Below are 15,468 nucleotides of genomic sequence, written 5' to 3' on the forward strand. Positions count from 1 at the left end.
TGTATCTGCTGTTGTTTCAGACCCTCCTGTAGATGTAAATTACCTAAATCTTTATCACTTCATGCATGAAGAAGGTGAAGGTTTTGCTGAAAAAGCCAACCATTACATTGATCAGAGCGAGTTTTCCAATTATCCCAGTACAGTATTTGAAGAAGGAATGTACAATTTTGTCTGGTTTCACGGACTTGAGTATGAAAATGATGCATATTGGGGAGGAGAATTAAATCAAACTATTGCCTTCGAAAATGAATACCAATTTGACGTAACCATGAAGAGGGTTTCAGGGAGAATGGAAATTACTATTACCGATCTCCCGGTTTATGTCGATAAAGTTGGCGTTTCTGGAAATGGAGATTCTTATTTTGACATTCGAATTGGAGAAGATCAGCCAGGATACTATGATTATTATTCGAGATATTCGGAGTTTTATTATGAAAATTTGGTTTCTGAAGGAAGTAATGAAACAACCATTATAGTGTATGCCTATGCGGGACATTATACGCTATCTATGCAATTCTATGATAATAATGGAAATCTTATTTCATCCAAAGATGTTTTTGATGAACATACCATTCCAGTGAACCGGAACCAAAAGACATTGTTAAGTCCCTTAAGTTTTTCAAATGGGGATGAGGGTGGTCAAGCATCTGTTTCAGCTAATATTACTTGGGAATTAGAGTGGTTGGAGGATCAAGAATTTGAGTGGGAAGGTGCTATTACAACTTATTCTCATATGAATATATATGGTCACGGCGATATAGAGGGTAAATATGTAAATCTTGATTTAAGTATGGAAAAGGGAGCTAATGATGAGCACCAATGGACAATAGATATTTTGGGCGTAACTGGCTATTTTAGTTTTTATTTTTATGCAAATGGATTCAATCGCACTTATTGGGGATTGGATGACAATCAAAATATTGTTAAAAACTCTGATAATTGGTATAGTATTGATATTGAAGGACCGGGTGATTACCGTATAACCTTCAATGACAGGGATTTGACCTATTCTGTAGATCCTATTAATAATTAGATACAAGGCAATGAATTAAGAATTACGATAAGCCCTTTTCGTAATTCTTAATTTCCAATTCCTAATTTTTCTTTCATTCCCTCATTTCCCTGCAGTCCTCCAGTATGCAACGCCACAATCCGACTACCTTCTTTAAAATATCCACTTTTAATTAACTCGTAAATCCCATAAAACATCTTTCCTGTATAAATGGGATCCAATGGAATTTGGTGTTTATCCACAAAGGTGTGGATAAATAAAATTAGTTCTGGTTTAACCTTTGCATACCCACCAAAATGAAAATCGCTATTAATAGTCCAGTTTTTATAGATTTTTTTATTATAGCCAGTTAATAACTTCTCTACCTCCCCTCTCAAAAAATCACCTTTTAAAGCAGAAAAACCTATCACTTTTTTTTCGCCGTTTAAGCCTGCAATTAGGCCGGCAAGAGTACCACCCGTTCCGCATGCACTGCAGATCACATCAAAGGCAATTGGAATTTCGTCCACAATTTCGGTGCAGCCCTTAATGGCGAAATTATTTGTTCCCCCTTCTGGAATGAGATAAAAATCACCAAACTTATCATGAAGTTGTTCTATAAATTTAGGTATATGTTTTTTTCGGTAATCTCCTCGGCTTAAATAATGGAGTTCCATGTCACAGTTTTTGGCAAACTTCAAGGTAGGGTTCAGAGGCAAATGTTCTTCTCCTCTAATTATACCGATGGTTTTAAAGCCGGATTCCTTTCCGGCGGCAGCAACTGCATAAATATGATTGGAATAAGCGCCTCCAAAGGTTAAAAGTGTTTTTTCTCCCCTTCTATTAGCTTCTTTCAAGTTATATTTCAGCTTCCTCCATTTATTGCCAGAGATGTCCGGATGTAGTAGATCCTCTCTTTTAATAAATAATCGAACCTGATTTTTTTCGAAAATTGGATCGAATATTTCAACTGTTGGGGCTTGATGCGCTTCTTTTAACATAGGGCAAAAATACTAATTAAAGGGCTAAATAAGGATATTGAAAAGGGAGGCCAAGCTAAAATATAATTTCCAGCACATTTTAAAGGACATTTGGTGCAAATTTGGCATTAAATCTAATCACTTAACGTTATTTTTTGGTGAAATAGAGATTGTTATCAATTATAAATTATAATTCAACACCGCACTATTCACTAATCATTATCAACTATTCACTAATTATTAGGTACCTTTGTATTTTAATTTTATGCTATGAGCAAAGAAAAAGAACTGGAATTGTTGGAAGAAGAGAACGAATCATTGTTTGAGCACTATCGCATTGAAACAGATCCTAAGCAGACTTTGGTGAGAATCGATAAGTTTTTGATGGATCGATTGCCCAATGTTAGCCGTAATAAAGTGCAAGCGGGGATTAAGGATGGCTTTGTCTTGGTGGATGGTGAGGAGATAAAACCTAATTATAAGATTCGCCCCAACCAGTTGATAACCGTTTCTTTGCCAGAGCCTCCTCGTGATACAGATGTTGTTCCTGAAAATATTCTTCTGAATATTGTCTATGAGGATGAACATCTGCTGGTGGTGAATAAAGATGCAGGAATGGTAGTGCATCCGGCCTACAACAATTGGACTGGAACTCTAGTGAATGCGTTGACTTTTCATTTTCAAAATCTTCCTACTATGGAGAATAATGAAGGTAGACCTGGGTTAGTTCACCGCATTGATAAGGATACTTCCGGCTTATTGGTGATTGCAAAAACAGATTTGGCAATGAGTGGATTGGCAAAGCAGTTCCTTGATCACAGCATTGAACGTACTTATTATGCATTGGTGTGGGGAGAGCCCAAAGAGGAAGAAGGAACTATTAACGTAAATCTGGGGCGTAGTTTAAAAGATCGGCGTGTTACAACCGCTTTTCCAGAGGGTGATTTTGGGCGTCATGCCATTACTCATTACAAAGTGTTAAAAAATTTACGGTATGTTTCCTTAATTCAGTGTAACCTGGAAACGGGAAGAACTCATCAAATCCGTGCTCATATGAAATATTTAGGGCATCCACTTTTTAATGATGGCACATATGGTGGGAATAAAGTTTTGAAAGGCACCCAATTCTCGAAGTATAAATCTTTTGTTGACAATTGTTTTAAAGTTATTCCAAGGCAGGCTTTACATGCAAAATCTTTAGGTTTTGTTCATCCTGCTACCAAAAAGTTCATGCAATTTGATTCTGAATTACCTAAGGATTTTGTGGAGGTAATGGAAAAGTGGGATAATTATGTGCAGCACCATTAAAATTATTATCAATTAAGAAATAGAAATTTTTACTTTGAATAAAAGGAGGGTTCTTAATTCAGTTCTTTTTTATACTAAATATTTTTTTGATGGGGATACGGGAATTTGTTCAATATGAATTTGCATTGGTCCGGAAAGAAAATCTTTATTAAGGATAGTTGTAAATTTTGATATTCTTTTTGTTCTAATAATATCAGCATGGTTAGTACAATTATAATTCGAAAATTGGAAGTAAGGGAAAGAGAAGGTTGAAGTAGTATGAGTAAAAAGAAGGAATTTTACGGTCCAAAGAAGGTGATTTATATCTGCGAAGGAGGGACCTGTAAGAAAAAGGGAAGCAAGGAAATTTATAAGATGTACAAAAAAGGAACTAAAGTTTTTGGCATCAAAAATGATGAGGTGGAGGTGGTCCGAATGCATTGCACGGATCGTTGTAATTTTGCTCCCGTTATGGCTTTTCAGCCTGAAAATAAATGGTGTGCAAAAGTCACTCTTGGAAAGGCTGAGGAGTTATTTAAAGAAAAAATTTTGGGAGAGGAAAACAAAAGTAGTGAATAAAGAAGAACGTCTATCTTATTTTATAAGATAGACGTTCTTCTTTATTTATTATTAATTAGATTAAACTTCTTTAGGCGTTTTAATTTCACCGATTTCCTGATCAATGGTAAATCTTCCAACTCCCTCCTCGCCAATGATATCAAAAAGTTCAATACATCTTCGGGCAATAGCTTCTTCTTCCCTTTGTTCTTCAACAAACCACTCCAGAAAATTAACAGTTGAATAGTCTTTGGCTTTATAGCATTTGTCCACAAGACGATTGACAGAATCAGTGATGTTAATTTCTTGCTCTAAGGCCATTTCAAATACTGATCTGAAAGAATCAAATTCCTGGACTACTTCACCTACTGGAGGAGTAACGGCTTTTCCTCCTACTTCGTTGATATAGCGGAAAAGCTTGAGCATGTGTCCTCTTTCTTCCTCGGACTGATCGTAAAAAAATTCTGCGCTTTTTTCAAATCCTTTTCTTTCACACCATCCAGCCATGGATAAATACAAGGCAGAGGAGGCCCCCTCTTGTTTTACTTGTTCGTTAAGAGCTTTTTCTATTTCTTCTTTTAGCGATGTTCGTAATCTCAGCAGATCTTTCATGATTGGGGGATTTATTAATTATACAACGATTTTGATCTAATAAAAATTTTTGGAAGACCTATTGTGGTCATCGTATTGTAATATTACGTTTTTTGGGAATAAAAAGTCACATCAAAATGAAATTTGGAACTGTTCTAATTATAGATTTAAATAAAGATAGAAAAGGTATTGAGTTGAATTTAAGGGAGTTTTGTTGATTGTAAAGAAGGATTTACTAATAGTTCTGTTTATATAGACTTAATATAAATTTGCACAAAAGTAATAAAATGATATTACAGGGAGCTGGAAATTAAGTATTAGTAACAGTAATTAAGGGGTAGAAAATTGTAAGATCAAAAGTGTGAAATTTTGCCTTTAAAGCCCTAAATAATTAAAATAATCAATGAATTTACTTAATTATCTAAAAAAGCAATTTATTGCTACAATTAGAGTAAAAGCTTAGTGATTTAGTTATGGTAAATGGAGAAAAAGGAGGGATAAACTCTTATACCACTACCGGAGTGTAAAGGCTTTCCCTGATAATACTGTTGAGCTCAAGCATTACTTTAGCACCATTTAAGAGACTTCTTAATTTGATGATTTCACAAAAATTTAATACGTAGCAACGGTCTGAAGCCAGAGGGTAAATGATTTCAAGGTCAGCATGATTGGAAGCATCGGCCACCATAGAATGAATATCCACCCGATCAACTAACTTTTTAAGCTGAAAAAAACCATCTACTGAATAACAAGTTTTTTGTCCGGCAAAATCAATAATCAGACATTTTTGTAGGTCATCTTGATAAACTATTCCGTCTTTGGTTTTATATACTTCTGTTAAGTGATGATTGCTACTCATATGAAATTCTCCTTTTTTATTGGGTTACAATGCTATTAACACTAAAACCGCTTCAAAAGTATGCATTATTTAAAATCAATCCAAATAAAATTAAGTAGTCATTAATAATTTGCTCATTTAATCATTTGGAATTAGAATTGGAACGCTCACTTTTTTAAAAAGTATATGAGGTTTAGAGCTTGTGTAAAAATCTTTTTTTTGTTGTAAAGGATTTTAGAACAGGTTTATATCTCTCCTTTTATCGTTTGTATTTATCGCTTACGAGCTCAAAAAAGGCTTGGACATAGCTTCTAAAGGCCCCCATTTTCACTTAAACATTGAAATTTAAACACCTCTTAGTGTATGCTCCTTTAATCCTCATTTTTTTGCTCTTTGGCCTTATTCCAATATTTATCCATTTCAGCTAAGCTCATTTGTCCAAATGATTTACCTTTTTTAGAAATTTGCTCTTCAATAAACTGAAAACGTTTAATAAATTTCTTGTTGGTCCTTTCCAGCGCCTCTTCAGGATTGACTTCGATAAAGCGCGAATAATTAATCAAAGAGAAAAGGATATCCCCAAATTCATCCATTATTTTTTCTTTGTTCTCTAGGTACTGCTTTTCTTTTCCTAATTCTTCCTTTAATTCATCAATTTCTTCCTCAACCTTTTGCCATACTTGTTCTTTATTTTCCCAGTCAAACCCTACTCCACTGGCCTTTTCTTGAATTCTCATGGCTTTTATTACAGCAGGCAAAGATTTAGGGACTCCTCCTAGTACAGAAAGATTTCCTTTTTCTTTAAGCTTCAATTTCTCCCAGTTCTTCTTAACCGTTTCTTCATCTTCAGCTTTTTCATTACCATAAATATGCGGGTGACGGTGGATTAACTTATCACAAATGCTGTTTAAAACATCCGCTACATCAAAAACTTCTTTTTCTGAGCCTATTTTGCTGTAGAAAACCAGGTGAAGCATAATATCCCCTAGTTCTTTTTTGATTTCCTCCATATCTCCTTCCAATATGGCATCGGCTAATTCATAAGTTTCCTCAATCGTTAAATGTCGAAGGCTTTCCATGGTTTGTTTTTTATCCCATGGACAGTTTTCGCGTAATTCATCCATGATAGTTAAAAGCCTGTCAAAAGCCTGAAGCTTTTCTGCTCTTTGAGGATCAGTAGTTTTTATTATATTTTTCATCGAAGTTTTCTACCAATAAAAGTATTAGAGTGATTTTAAAAATTTCTATTTAAACCCATTTAGGTTACTATGATTAAGTAACTTATTAAATAATTCAGTGGCTTATTTCTTGAAAATATTAGGCCTTCAAGATTTCCCTTTGTCATTTTTACCATTGTTGATGAGGTTCAACGATATATAGGAGTGTTCCCCTACTACCAATAAACGAGGTCTGAATCAGTCTGACTACCTTGAGTCGGCCAAATTTAAAAGTTGAAATTGAATTTTAAGTTAGAATTTTGGGAATATCCTTTTTCTCATTTTCTCATTTGCCATTGATATAAGGGAAATTCGTTCAATGAAGATCGATAATAGTACCATAATTCAAGTTTATCCTTTTTAATAATTGGAAGGGTTTATAAACAAATTATATTGATGAGTAATTCCTTAAGGCATCAGAAGATTGATTACATCTATGGAAAAGTCCAAACTATAAGCTTTGGCAATAATGAAATTACCCATATAAAGAGTGAAACTTTGAATTTCATCTACTCGTTAAGTGACGTAGAATGGTAAAAGGGGATTTTCTTTGTGAGGAAAGAAATCATTTTTATCCGGTGAAAGAAGTGTTTGTAACAACAATTAATTACATTTGCCCCAATATTTAAGCTTAATCCACAGAGGGGTAGCGTTTGAGGTAGAGGTCAACAAAAAATTAGAGGTTATGGAAACTGTATTATTAGGCATTGGTTTTGTATTAATATTTTTCATATTGATGTCTGTTCGCCTGTTGTTTGTGAAAAACGGGGAATTTAAGGGGACCTGTGCTTCTCAAAGTCCATTTTTAAATAAAGAAGGGGAAGCCTGTGGTTTTTGTGGTAAAATGCCTGGGGAACAATGCAAAAACAATAATTCAGAAGTAGAAAAAGTGATGTCTAAATTTTAAGCCTTAGGAATTCTGAGGGTTTAAGTTAAGGAAAAGGAATTTTCAGAGGGTTTTTAACTCATGATACCATGCATTCAGTGGTTTAACCCCTAAACCGTTAAATTTTTTTGGATATAAATCTATTTATAATTCTTGGCCTCTAAGACCCTTCCTACTCAAAAGATTTGGTTCCATTATATAATCTTAATCTGCAGATGTAAGTTTTTTGAGGATTTTGTGACAACACTTTCTTTAATCCTCTCACCCTACATTCTTCACTTCTTTCAGGGGCCCAGATAATCTAAAAAAAACAATCCTTTAAGAAATATTTTACCATTTATCACGCATTAGAAACCAGTTGTTTTTTGTCTGCTACCAAATATCTTTTTAAAGGAAACTTGTAGAATTTTTTCCTTACATTTGTCCTCAAACAAAGATTTTTTTGCTTAAAGTGACCTTAATTAAATCTATTTCAGGAATTAGAGGAACCATTGGAGGAAAGAGCGGAGAAGCACTTACCCCATTGGATGTAGTGAAGTTTGCTGCTGCCTTTGGCAGCTGGGCGAAACAGGCAAGTGGTATCAATAAGATTGTTATTGGGCGTGATGCCCGATTATCCGGAGAAATGGTGAATGGGTTGGTTTCATCCACTTTACAAGGGTTGGGAATTGATGTAATTGATTTAGGTTTATCAACTACCCCTACCGTTGAAGTGGCGGTTCCTTTGGAAGAAGCTGCTGGAGGAATAATTCTGACAGCCAGCCATAATCCAATCCAATGGAATGCGTTAAAGCTGCTCAATTCGAAAGGTGAGTTTATTTCTGCTGCTGATGGAGCCGAAGTGCTTGAGATTGCAACCAATGAATCTTTTGAGTTTGCTGAGGTAAAAGAGCTTGGCAGTTATAAAAAGAAGGAAGGTTATATCGATAGACATATTGAGATGATCTTGAACCTGCCTTTAGTGGATGTGGATGCTATTAAAGCACATAAATTTAAAATCGCTATTGATTGTGTAAATTCAACAGGTGGGATTGCTGTTCCTAAATTGTTGAAAGCCCTCGGTGTAAGTGAAGTACAGGAAATGTTTTGTGAACCAAATGGGCATTTTCCACATAATCCGGAGCCATTACCAGAAAACATTGTTCAAATCTCTAAAGAAGTTGAACATGGTGGGTATGACCTAGGTATTATCGTTGATCCGGATGTAGACCGATTAGCGTTGGTTTCAGATGATGGAACACCTTTTGGAGAAGAATATACCCTGGTAGCAGTGGCTGATTATGTTTTGAGCCAAACACCTGGAAACACTGTTTCGAACTTATCTTCCACACGGGCACTTCGGGATATAACTGAAAAAAGAGGGGGTGTGTATACCGCCTCAGCAGTTGGAGAAGTTAATGTAGTGGAGGCCATGAAAGGAAACCAGGCTGTAATTGGAGGAGAAGGAAATGGTGGAATTATTTATCCTGAATTACATTATGGTAGAGATGCGTTAGTAGGGATAGCCCTATTTTTATCGCATTTGGCCAAATTTGGTAAATCAGCGGCTATGTTAAGGTCCACTTACCCTAATTATGTGATCTCTAAAAATAAAATTGAGTTGACACCTAATATTGATGTGGATCTCGTTTTATCTAAAATAAAGGCTAAGTACGAAAATCAGCCGTTAATTGATATTGATGGTGTAAAAGTGGAGTTTGATTCTTCATGGGTTCATTTAAGAAAATCAAACACTGAACCTATAATCCGAATTTATTCGGAGTCAGAATCAGAAGCAACCGCAGAACATTTGGCTAATAAATTTATATCAGATATTAAGGAAATTATTTCTGAGGAGATTTAAAAAAAACTATTTTTTGATATAAAGGAAAAAGAAGGTAAAAGAAGGTAAAAGGTGGCTGCCATTTGGAAGGATTACGGCAGGTCTATTCAAAAAGATTTGATGGAAAGTTGAAGGAGGATTTCTTTTTTTGAGTTTTGAAGAGAGACTAAGGTTTCTCACCATTTTTTGGAAAGAAAGTTTTTAAATTTTAATCATGAGAAGAGTTTATTTTGATAATGCAGCAACCACTCCCATTGATCCTGATGTGTTTGAGGCAATGAAGCCTTTCATGTTGGATCATTTTGGCAACCCTTCCTCTACTCATTCACATGGAAGAGCTGTGCGGTCGGCCATAGAACGGGCGAGAAAGACTGTTGCAGGCTTATTGAATGCAGCCACTTCCGAAATTTTCTTTACCTCTGGAGGGACAGAGGCCGATAATGCGGCTATTCGTTGCACAATTGAGGCTTATAATCTAAAGCATGCAATTACCACTGGTATAGAGCATAAGGCGGTACTGCAAACCCTAAAAGAGTTGGAGGCCAAAGGCAAAATTAAGTTAAGTTTACTTGATTTAGATGAAAGGGGAAATTTTGATATTTCTCAATTGGATGAGCTTTTAAAGAACAATAGCCGTTCCCTTGTTTCCATAATGCATGGAAACAATGAGATTGGGAACATTTTTGATATAGAACAAATAGCTGAGCTATGTGAAGAGCACGGTGCCATTTATCATTCCGATACTGTTCAAACAATGGGTCATTATCAACATGACCTAAAGGTATTGAAGGCCAAATGCATCGTGGGGTCTGCTCATAAATTTCATGGCCCAAAAGGGATAGGCTTCCTTTATGCAAGTAAAAGCCATCATATTCATCCTTTTGTAACCGGGGGCGGACAAGAACGAAACATGAGAGGGGGTACCGAAAATGTATATGGCATTGTAGGTCTGGCAAAAGCATTGGAAATTGCCTATCAGGAAATGGATGCCCACCATCAACATATTCAAGGTTTAAAAGACCGTATGGTGGAACAATTAAGGGCGAAGATTTCTGGTGTTGAATTTAATGGGAATTCTGTACAAGCGGATAAAAGCCTTTATACGGTGCTGAATGTAAGCTTACCTCCTTCTGAGGATAATGACATGTTGTTGTTTAACCTTGATATCAACGGAATTTCCGCTTCCGGAGGGAGTGCCTGCAATAGTGGAGCAAGTCTAGGCTCCCATGTGTTAAGTGCTATAAATGCCGATCCTCAAAGAGGAGCCGTTCGCTTTTCTTTCAGTAAGTATAATACTGTTGAAGAAGTGGACTATACGGTGGCTAAACTCTCGGAATTGTATGGGGTGACTGCCTAGATTTATTGAAAATATTTTGTTATTTAGGGTCAGCTTTTATGATTTTTTAAAAGTTGACCCTTTTCTATTAAAGTTAAAGTAGATTCACTCCACTGATTTTCTAAATTATTCCTTGATATTTTGGGTAGTAATAGGTGTTTTTTACTTTTAAATTATTTGGAGGGTAATCGTCCCGACGAAAAAACCTCAGTGACGGTTTTTTCGCCAATTCGTAATTCTTAATTCCTAATTTATTCTAAAATTTTGTCCCTATGGCAAAGAAAGAAAAAGCAAACGAAGAAAATAATCTATTCAAAAAGATAATCGCTCATTCAAAGGAATATGGTTTTGTGTACCCTTCCAGTGAAATTTATGATGGATTGGGAGCTGTTTACGATTATGGTCCCTATGGAGTTGAACTGAAAAATAATATAAAACGACTGTGGTGGCAGTCAATGACCCAACTCAATGATAATGTGGTGGGTATTGATGCCTCTATATTTATGCATCCTACCACCTGGAAGGCATCTGGCCATGTGGATAGTTTCAGTGATCCCTTAATTGACAATAAAGATTCCAAGAAGCGGTACCGTGCCGATGTTTTAATAGAAGATCGTGCGGCTCAATTAGAAGAAGAGGGGGAAAAGGAAAAAGCTGATGCCCTATTAAAAAATATGGGACAGTTGCTGGAAGCGGATAATTTGGATGGCTTATTAGAATTGATTTTGGAAGAGGGTATTGTTTGTCCGGTTTCAGGGACAGCAAATTGGACCGAAATCCGCCATTTCAATTTAATGTTTGATACTCAGGTAGGTTCGGTAGCGGATGAAGCTAATACCCTGTATTTACGACCGGAAACTGCTCAGGGTATCTTTGTTAACTTCCTAAATGTGCAAAAAACTGCCCGTATGAAAATCCCTTTTGGGATTGCTCAGGTAGGAAAAGCCTTTAGAAACGAAATTGTAGCCCGTCAATTCATTTTCCGAATGCGTGAATTTGAACAAATGGAAATGCAATTTTTTGTTCGTCCAGGTGAAGAAATGAAATGGTATGAGCATTGGAGAGATACCCGTTTGAATTGGCATAAAGCGTTGGGAATTCCTGACGAAAACCTCAAACTACATGATCATGAGAAGTTGGCACATTATGCTAATGCTGCTCTGGATATAGAATTTAAATTTCCTTTTGGATTTAAAGAAGTGGAGGGAATACATTCGAGAACGGACTTTGATTTGAGCAGTCACCAGGAGTTCTCCCGTAAAAAACAGCAATACTTTGATCCTGAGGTTAATAAAAACTACATTCCTTACGTAGTAGAAACCTCTGTGGGGGCTGACAGGCTGTTCTTGATGACGCTTTGTAATGCTTTTACGGAAGAAGAAGTGGGGGAAGGAGATAAGAAGAAGCTACGCACATTTTTGAAGCTAAATCCTGTCATTGCTCCGGTGAAGGCTGCTATTTTACCTTTGACTAAGAAAGATGGTCTTCCTGAAAAAGCCAGAAAAATTTACCAGGAGCTCAAATATGATTTCAATTTAATCTATGAAGAGCAACAATCCATTGGTAAGCGATATACACGGCAGGATTTGATCGGTACTCCGTTCTGTGTTGCTGTAGATCACCAAACTTTAGAAGATGACACAGTTACCATCCGACATAGAGATACTACCAACCAGGAAAGGGTAAGTATTTCGGCTTTAAGAGATAAAATTGCAACTGCAGTTTCTCCAAAGAACATTTTTGATAAACTGTAAATGAAATACCAGAATTTTTTAAAAAGAAAAGCAGCTTCTTTGGAGCTGCTTTTCTTTTGGTGAGATATTATTTAGAAAATTAAAGTAAATAGTAAAATTGAATTTCAAAATATAAAAGTGAGGTTCAAACCTGGCAATACCTATATTAACTCCATTTAGAGCCACAAACTATTTCTTTCTTACTATAAAAACCAATCTCTGGGTTTCTCCCCGAAACGACCTAATATTTAAATGATATTTTGTTCAATTTAATTTGTCGCCTAGTGAAGGACGATTTGAAAGCAAGCGAAAGAATTTACCTATGTATTACAATTGTTGACGCTATATTTTAATCCTCAAGGGGTCTTATTTTTCTTTCGGGGAACGATAATCAACTAAAAGAGATTTTATAGCAAAAAATGGCCAATAAATGTTGTCCTTTTGTTAAATGAAAAGAAATTATTAACGAAATTGCGCGAAATTTCCTCCGGATGCTTTTCTTTTCATTTAATGACTGGTTGAGGCCATTAACCCTTATGAAGAGACAAAATATAATGTCTGAACATGTAGGTGGATATGTGGAAATAATCTAGAGCATTTGAAAAGGGATTGAGTTTTTTTCTATTAAAAATACTCAGTAACCTTTTTTGTCGTTTTTAAGACTGTTTTGCCAATAAAAATTCTTCTGCTCCCTATGGGCTTAGAATTTAGAGAGTAGAAGGCAAGAAAATTGCAAAGGCAAACATGCTAAAAACAGGCCTGCTCGGGCTAAAACCGTAGAAGCAAAATATTCATAATTATAGTTTTGGGATTATTGAGATGTGGACAAAAATTGCGCATTTAATTATTAAATACAGATTAACATTAATCATTGTACTGGGTGTTGTTACGGCTTATATGGGTTATAGAGCCCAAGACGTACACATGGCATACACTGATTCCAAGGTCGTTCCTGCGGATGATCCTGATATGGTCTATTTTAAGAAGTTTCAAAGCCTTTTTGGACAAGATGCCAACATGATGGTCCTCGGGGTTAAGGATAGTGCTCTTTATGGATTGGAAAATTTCAGGCGCTTCAAAGAACTTAGTGATCAGCTAGTCCAATTAGATGGAATTGACAATGTTTTATCTCTCCCTGAGCTGCAAATGCTTGTAAAAGATCCGGAGCAGAAAAAATTTGTTAACCAGTCGATCTTTAAGAAAATGCCTGAAGATCAGCACTCTTTGGGTAGTCTGTTGCAAATTGCCCGGAACCAAAAGGTTTATTCAGGACAATTGCTTAATGAGGAAAATGGTGCAACTGTGCTACTGTTGATCATCAATAAGGATGTGTTGAATACCCCGGCCAGAATAGATTTAGTCTATCAGATAATGGATACAGGAAAAGCATTTTCTGATGATTCCGGTATCCAATTGCATTATGCAGGTTTGCCTTATGTGCGTACTGTGATGGCCAATATGGTGAAACAGGAATTAAATTTTTTCCTCATCCTTTCAGCTTTAGTAACCTCCCTCATTCTTTACTTTTTCTTTCGTGATTGGCGGGCTGTACTTTTTCCAATGATTGTTATTGCCGTGGTGGTAATTTGGGTAGTGGGTACATTGGCTATTTTGAACTACGAAATGACCGTGCTAACGGGATTATTACCTCCAATTATTGTGGTTATAGGTATTCCCAATTGTATTTATTTACTCAATAAGTATCATCAGGAATATAGCAAGCACGGCAATAAAATGAGGGCTTTAAGTAGAATTGTCCGCAACGTAGGTATTGTAACCTTGGTAACAAATTTTACTACTGCCATTGGGTTTCTTGTCCTAGGTTTCGCTGATATTACCATTTTAAGGCAATTTGGAGTTGTTGCGGGGATAAATATTATGGCCACTTTTGTGGTGAGTATTATTCTTATTCCAGCTGTTTTTTCTTATTTAAGGCCTCCATCAGGAGACCAATTGAACCATCTTGATTTTGGCTTTATTCGTAAGATGCTCAATTGGTTTAATACTCTGGTTCACCAATATAGTCATGTGGTCTTTTTTGTCACGGCTATTCTTTTGGCTGTTTCTATATATGGAATAAATAAGGTGGAATCAGTGTCTTATATGGTTGATGATATTCCTGATGACAGTCAGATAAAAACAGATCTCGCCTTTTTTGAGGATAATTTTAAAGGTGTGATGCCATTGGAATTGGTGGTGGATACGGGTAAGAAGAAAGGCGTAATGAATCTGTCAAATCTTCGAAAGATCGATCGGTTACAAAATTATTTGACGGATCAAGAATATATTTCTGAGCCAATTTCTGTGATTAATTTTGTTAAGGCCTCCCGTCAGGCATTTTACAATGATAATCCCAACTTTTATGCGCTTCCGACCAACCAAGACAAGAATTTTATTCTTCGTTACTTGAAAGACGAGGACTCAGATCTGATTAATAATTTTGTGGATTCCACTGGTCAATTGATGCGAGTATCTCTCAAGGTGGCTGATATTGGATCTAAAAAGCTAGATACTTTGGTTAATGCCAATATTGCACCAAAGATCAAAGAGATTCTGGGTGATAAGATGTCGGCCAAGGTAACTGGAACAACTTTGTTATTTGTAAAAGGAAATTCGTTTCTGATACATAACCTTAAAACCAGTTTGGTCTTGGCTTTTGTCATCATTGCTTTGATCATGGCGGTTCTGTTCCGAAATGCTCGTATGGTGATAATTTCATTGCTTCCTAATGTAGTACCCCTATTAATAACCGGAGCATTGATGGGCTTTTTTAATATTCCTTTGAAACCAAGTACAGTTTTGATCTTTAGTATCGCTTTTGGGATTTCGGTGGATGACTCTATACACTTTCTCGCGAAATATCGTCAGGAGTTATTTGCCAACAATTTCTTTGTGCCTATAGCTTTAACAAAAAGTCTAAGAGAAACCGGGGCCAGTATGATGTATACATCCATTGTTTTATTCTTTGGTTTTGTGATTTTTGCTGGTTCTGATTTTGGAGGAACGGTAGCTTTAGGAGTATTAACTTCTACTACCCTGTTAATTGCCATGTTTACTAACCTGATTTTGTTACCTTCCCTGTTATTTGCTTTTGACGATGGAAAACGTAGAAAAGATCGCCACCCATTGATTGAAAATTATCCAGAGTTTTATGAAGAGTCGGAGGATGAAGAAATCGACTTGAATATGATCCGTCTTCAAAAGAAAAATGCCTAAGAGCATATTTAAA

Annotated in this window: 12 protein-coding genes; 8 read left to right on the top strand and 4 right to left on the bottom strand. The window is 36.0% G+C overall.

The window, feature by feature from the left end; genetic code table 11:
- Positions 1–1,033 (top strand): hypothetical protein (locus tag E1171_RS23940; protein ID WP_187696546.1); only part of this gene is annotated, 1,033 nt, incomplete at its 5' end.
- Positions 1,034–1,080: 47 nt separating this feature from the next.
- Here the strand turns inward: E1171_RS23940 and E1171_RS19730 are convergent.
- A complete protein-coding gene (locus E1171_RS19730; RefSeq protein ID WP_155207784.1) occupies positions 1,081–1,992 on the bottom strand; it encodes a 1-aminocyclopropane-1-carboxylate deaminase/D-cysteine desulfhydrase in 912 nt (303 codons plus the stop codon).
- A 249-nt stretch (positions 1,993–2,241) separates the two neighbouring features.
- Between E1171_RS19730 and E1171_RS19735 the strand changes: the two genes are divergently transcribed.
- Positions 2,242–3,279, top strand: coding sequence for an RluA family pseudouridine synthase (locus tag E1171_RS19735; RefSeq protein ID WP_155207785.1), 1,038 nt, complete (start codon positions 2,242–2,244; stop codon positions 3,277–3,279).
- Positions 3,280–3,537: 258 nt separating this feature from the next.
- On the top strand, positions 3,538–3,837 hold the full coding sequence (locus E1171_RS19740; protein WP_155207786.1) for a (2Fe-2S) ferredoxin domain-containing protein: 300 nt from the start codon (positions 3,538–3,540) through the stop codon (positions 3,835–3,837).
- Between the two features lie 60 nt (positions 3,838–3,897).
- On the opposite strand, the gene E1171_RS19745 is transcribed toward E1171_RS19740, so the two are convergent.
- The 3 genes from E1171_RS19745 to mazG form a co-directional block, all read right to left on the bottom strand.
- A complete protein-coding gene (locus tag E1171_RS19745) occupies positions 3,898–4,428 on the bottom strand; it encodes a ferritin (RefSeq protein ID WP_155207787.1) in 531 nt (176 codons plus the stop codon).
- A 484-nt stretch (positions 4,429–4,912) separates the two neighbouring features.
- On the bottom strand, positions 4,913–5,266 hold the full coding sequence (locus E1171_RS19750) for a hypothetical protein (RefSeq protein WP_155207788.1): 354 nt from the start codon (positions 5,264–5,266) through the stop codon (positions 4,913–4,915).
- Positions 5,267–5,616: 350 nt separating this feature from the next.
- The gene (gene mazG / locus E1171_RS19755) at positions 5,617–6,444 is read right to left on the bottom strand and encodes a nucleoside triphosphate pyrophosphohydrolase (RefSeq protein ID WP_155207789.1); all 828 of its coding nucleotides are present in this window, start codon (positions 6,442–6,444) and stop codon (positions 5,617–5,619) included.
- A gap of 703 nt (positions 6,445–7,147) precedes the next feature.
- Here mazG and E1171_RS19760 point away from each other — a divergent pair.
- From E1171_RS19760 to E1171_RS19780, 5 genes are all read left to right on the top strand, one after another.
- Positions 7,148–7,369, top strand: a complete 222-nt coding sequence (locus E1171_RS19760; protein ID WP_155207790.1) for a hypothetical protein — start codon at positions 7,148–7,150, stop codon at positions 7,367–7,369.
- Positions 7,370–7,799: 430 nt separating this feature from the next.
- On the top strand, positions 7,800–9,191 hold the full coding sequence (gene glmM / locus E1171_RS19765; protein WP_187696547.1) for a phosphoglucosamine mutase: 1,392 nt from the start codon (positions 7,800–7,802) through the stop codon (positions 9,189–9,191).
- Positions 9,192–9,384: 193 nt separating this feature from the next.
- A complete protein-coding gene (locus tag E1171_RS19770; protein WP_155207792.1) occupies positions 9,385–10,527 on the top strand; it encodes a cysteine desulfurase family protein in 1,143 nt (380 codons plus the stop codon).
- Between the two features lie 251 nt (positions 10,528–10,778).
- Entirely contained in the window at positions 10,779–12,260 is a 1,482-nt protein-coding gene (locus E1171_RS19775) for a glycine--tRNA ligase (protein ID WP_155207793.1), read from the top strand.
- Positions 12,261–13,058: 798 nt separating this feature from the next.
- Positions 13,059–15,455 (top strand): efflux RND transporter permease subunit, encoded by a 2,397-nt coding sequence (locus E1171_RS19780; protein WP_155207794.1) that lies wholly within the window; start codon positions 13,059–13,061, stop codon positions 15,453–15,455.
- Positions 15,456–15,468 lie beyond the last annotated feature (13 nt).

Origin of the sequence: Xanthovirga aplysinae (assembly GCF_009711365.1) — a bacterium.
GTDB lineage: Bacteria > Bacteroidota > Bacteroidia > Cytophagales > Cyclobacteriaceae > Xanthovirga > Xanthovirga aplysinae.

Coding starts and splice junctions, on each gene's coding strand:
- E1171_RS19730 (WP_155207784.1), bottom strand. CDS start 1,992: ATGTTAAAAGAAGCGCATCAAGCCCCAACAGTTGAAATATTCGATCCA.
- E1171_RS19735 (WP_155207785.1), top strand. CDS start 2,242: ATGAGCAAAGAAAAAGAACTGGAATTGTTGGAAGAAGAGAACGAATCA.
- E1171_RS19740 (WP_155207786.1), top strand. CDS start 3,538: ATGAGTAAAAAGAAGGAATTTTACGGTCCAAAGAAGGTGATTTATATC.
- E1171_RS19745 (WP_155207787.1), bottom strand. CDS start 4,428: ATGAAAGATCTGCTGAGATTACGAACATCGCTAAAAGAAGAAATAGAA.
- E1171_RS19750 (WP_155207788.1), bottom strand. CDS start 5,266: ATGAGTAGCAATCATCACTTAACAGAAGTATATAAAACCAAAGACGGA.
- mazG (WP_155207789.1), bottom strand. CDS start 6,444: ATGAAAAATATAATAAAAACTACTGATCCTCAAAGAGCAGAAAAGCTT.
- E1171_RS19760 (WP_155207790.1), top strand. CDS start 7,148: ATGGAAACTGTATTATTAGGCATTGGTTTTGTATTAATATTTTTCATA.
- E1171_RS19770 (WP_155207792.1), top strand. CDS start 9,385: ATGAGAAGAGTTTATTTTGATAATGCAGCAACCACTCCCATTGATCCT.
- E1171_RS19775 (WP_155207793.1), top strand. CDS start 10,779: ATGGCAAAGAAAGAAAAAGCAAACGAAGAAAATAATCTATTCAAAAAG.
- E1171_RS19780 (WP_155207794.1), top strand. CDS start 13,059: ATGTGGACAAAAATTGCGCATTTAATTATTAAATACAGATTAACATTA.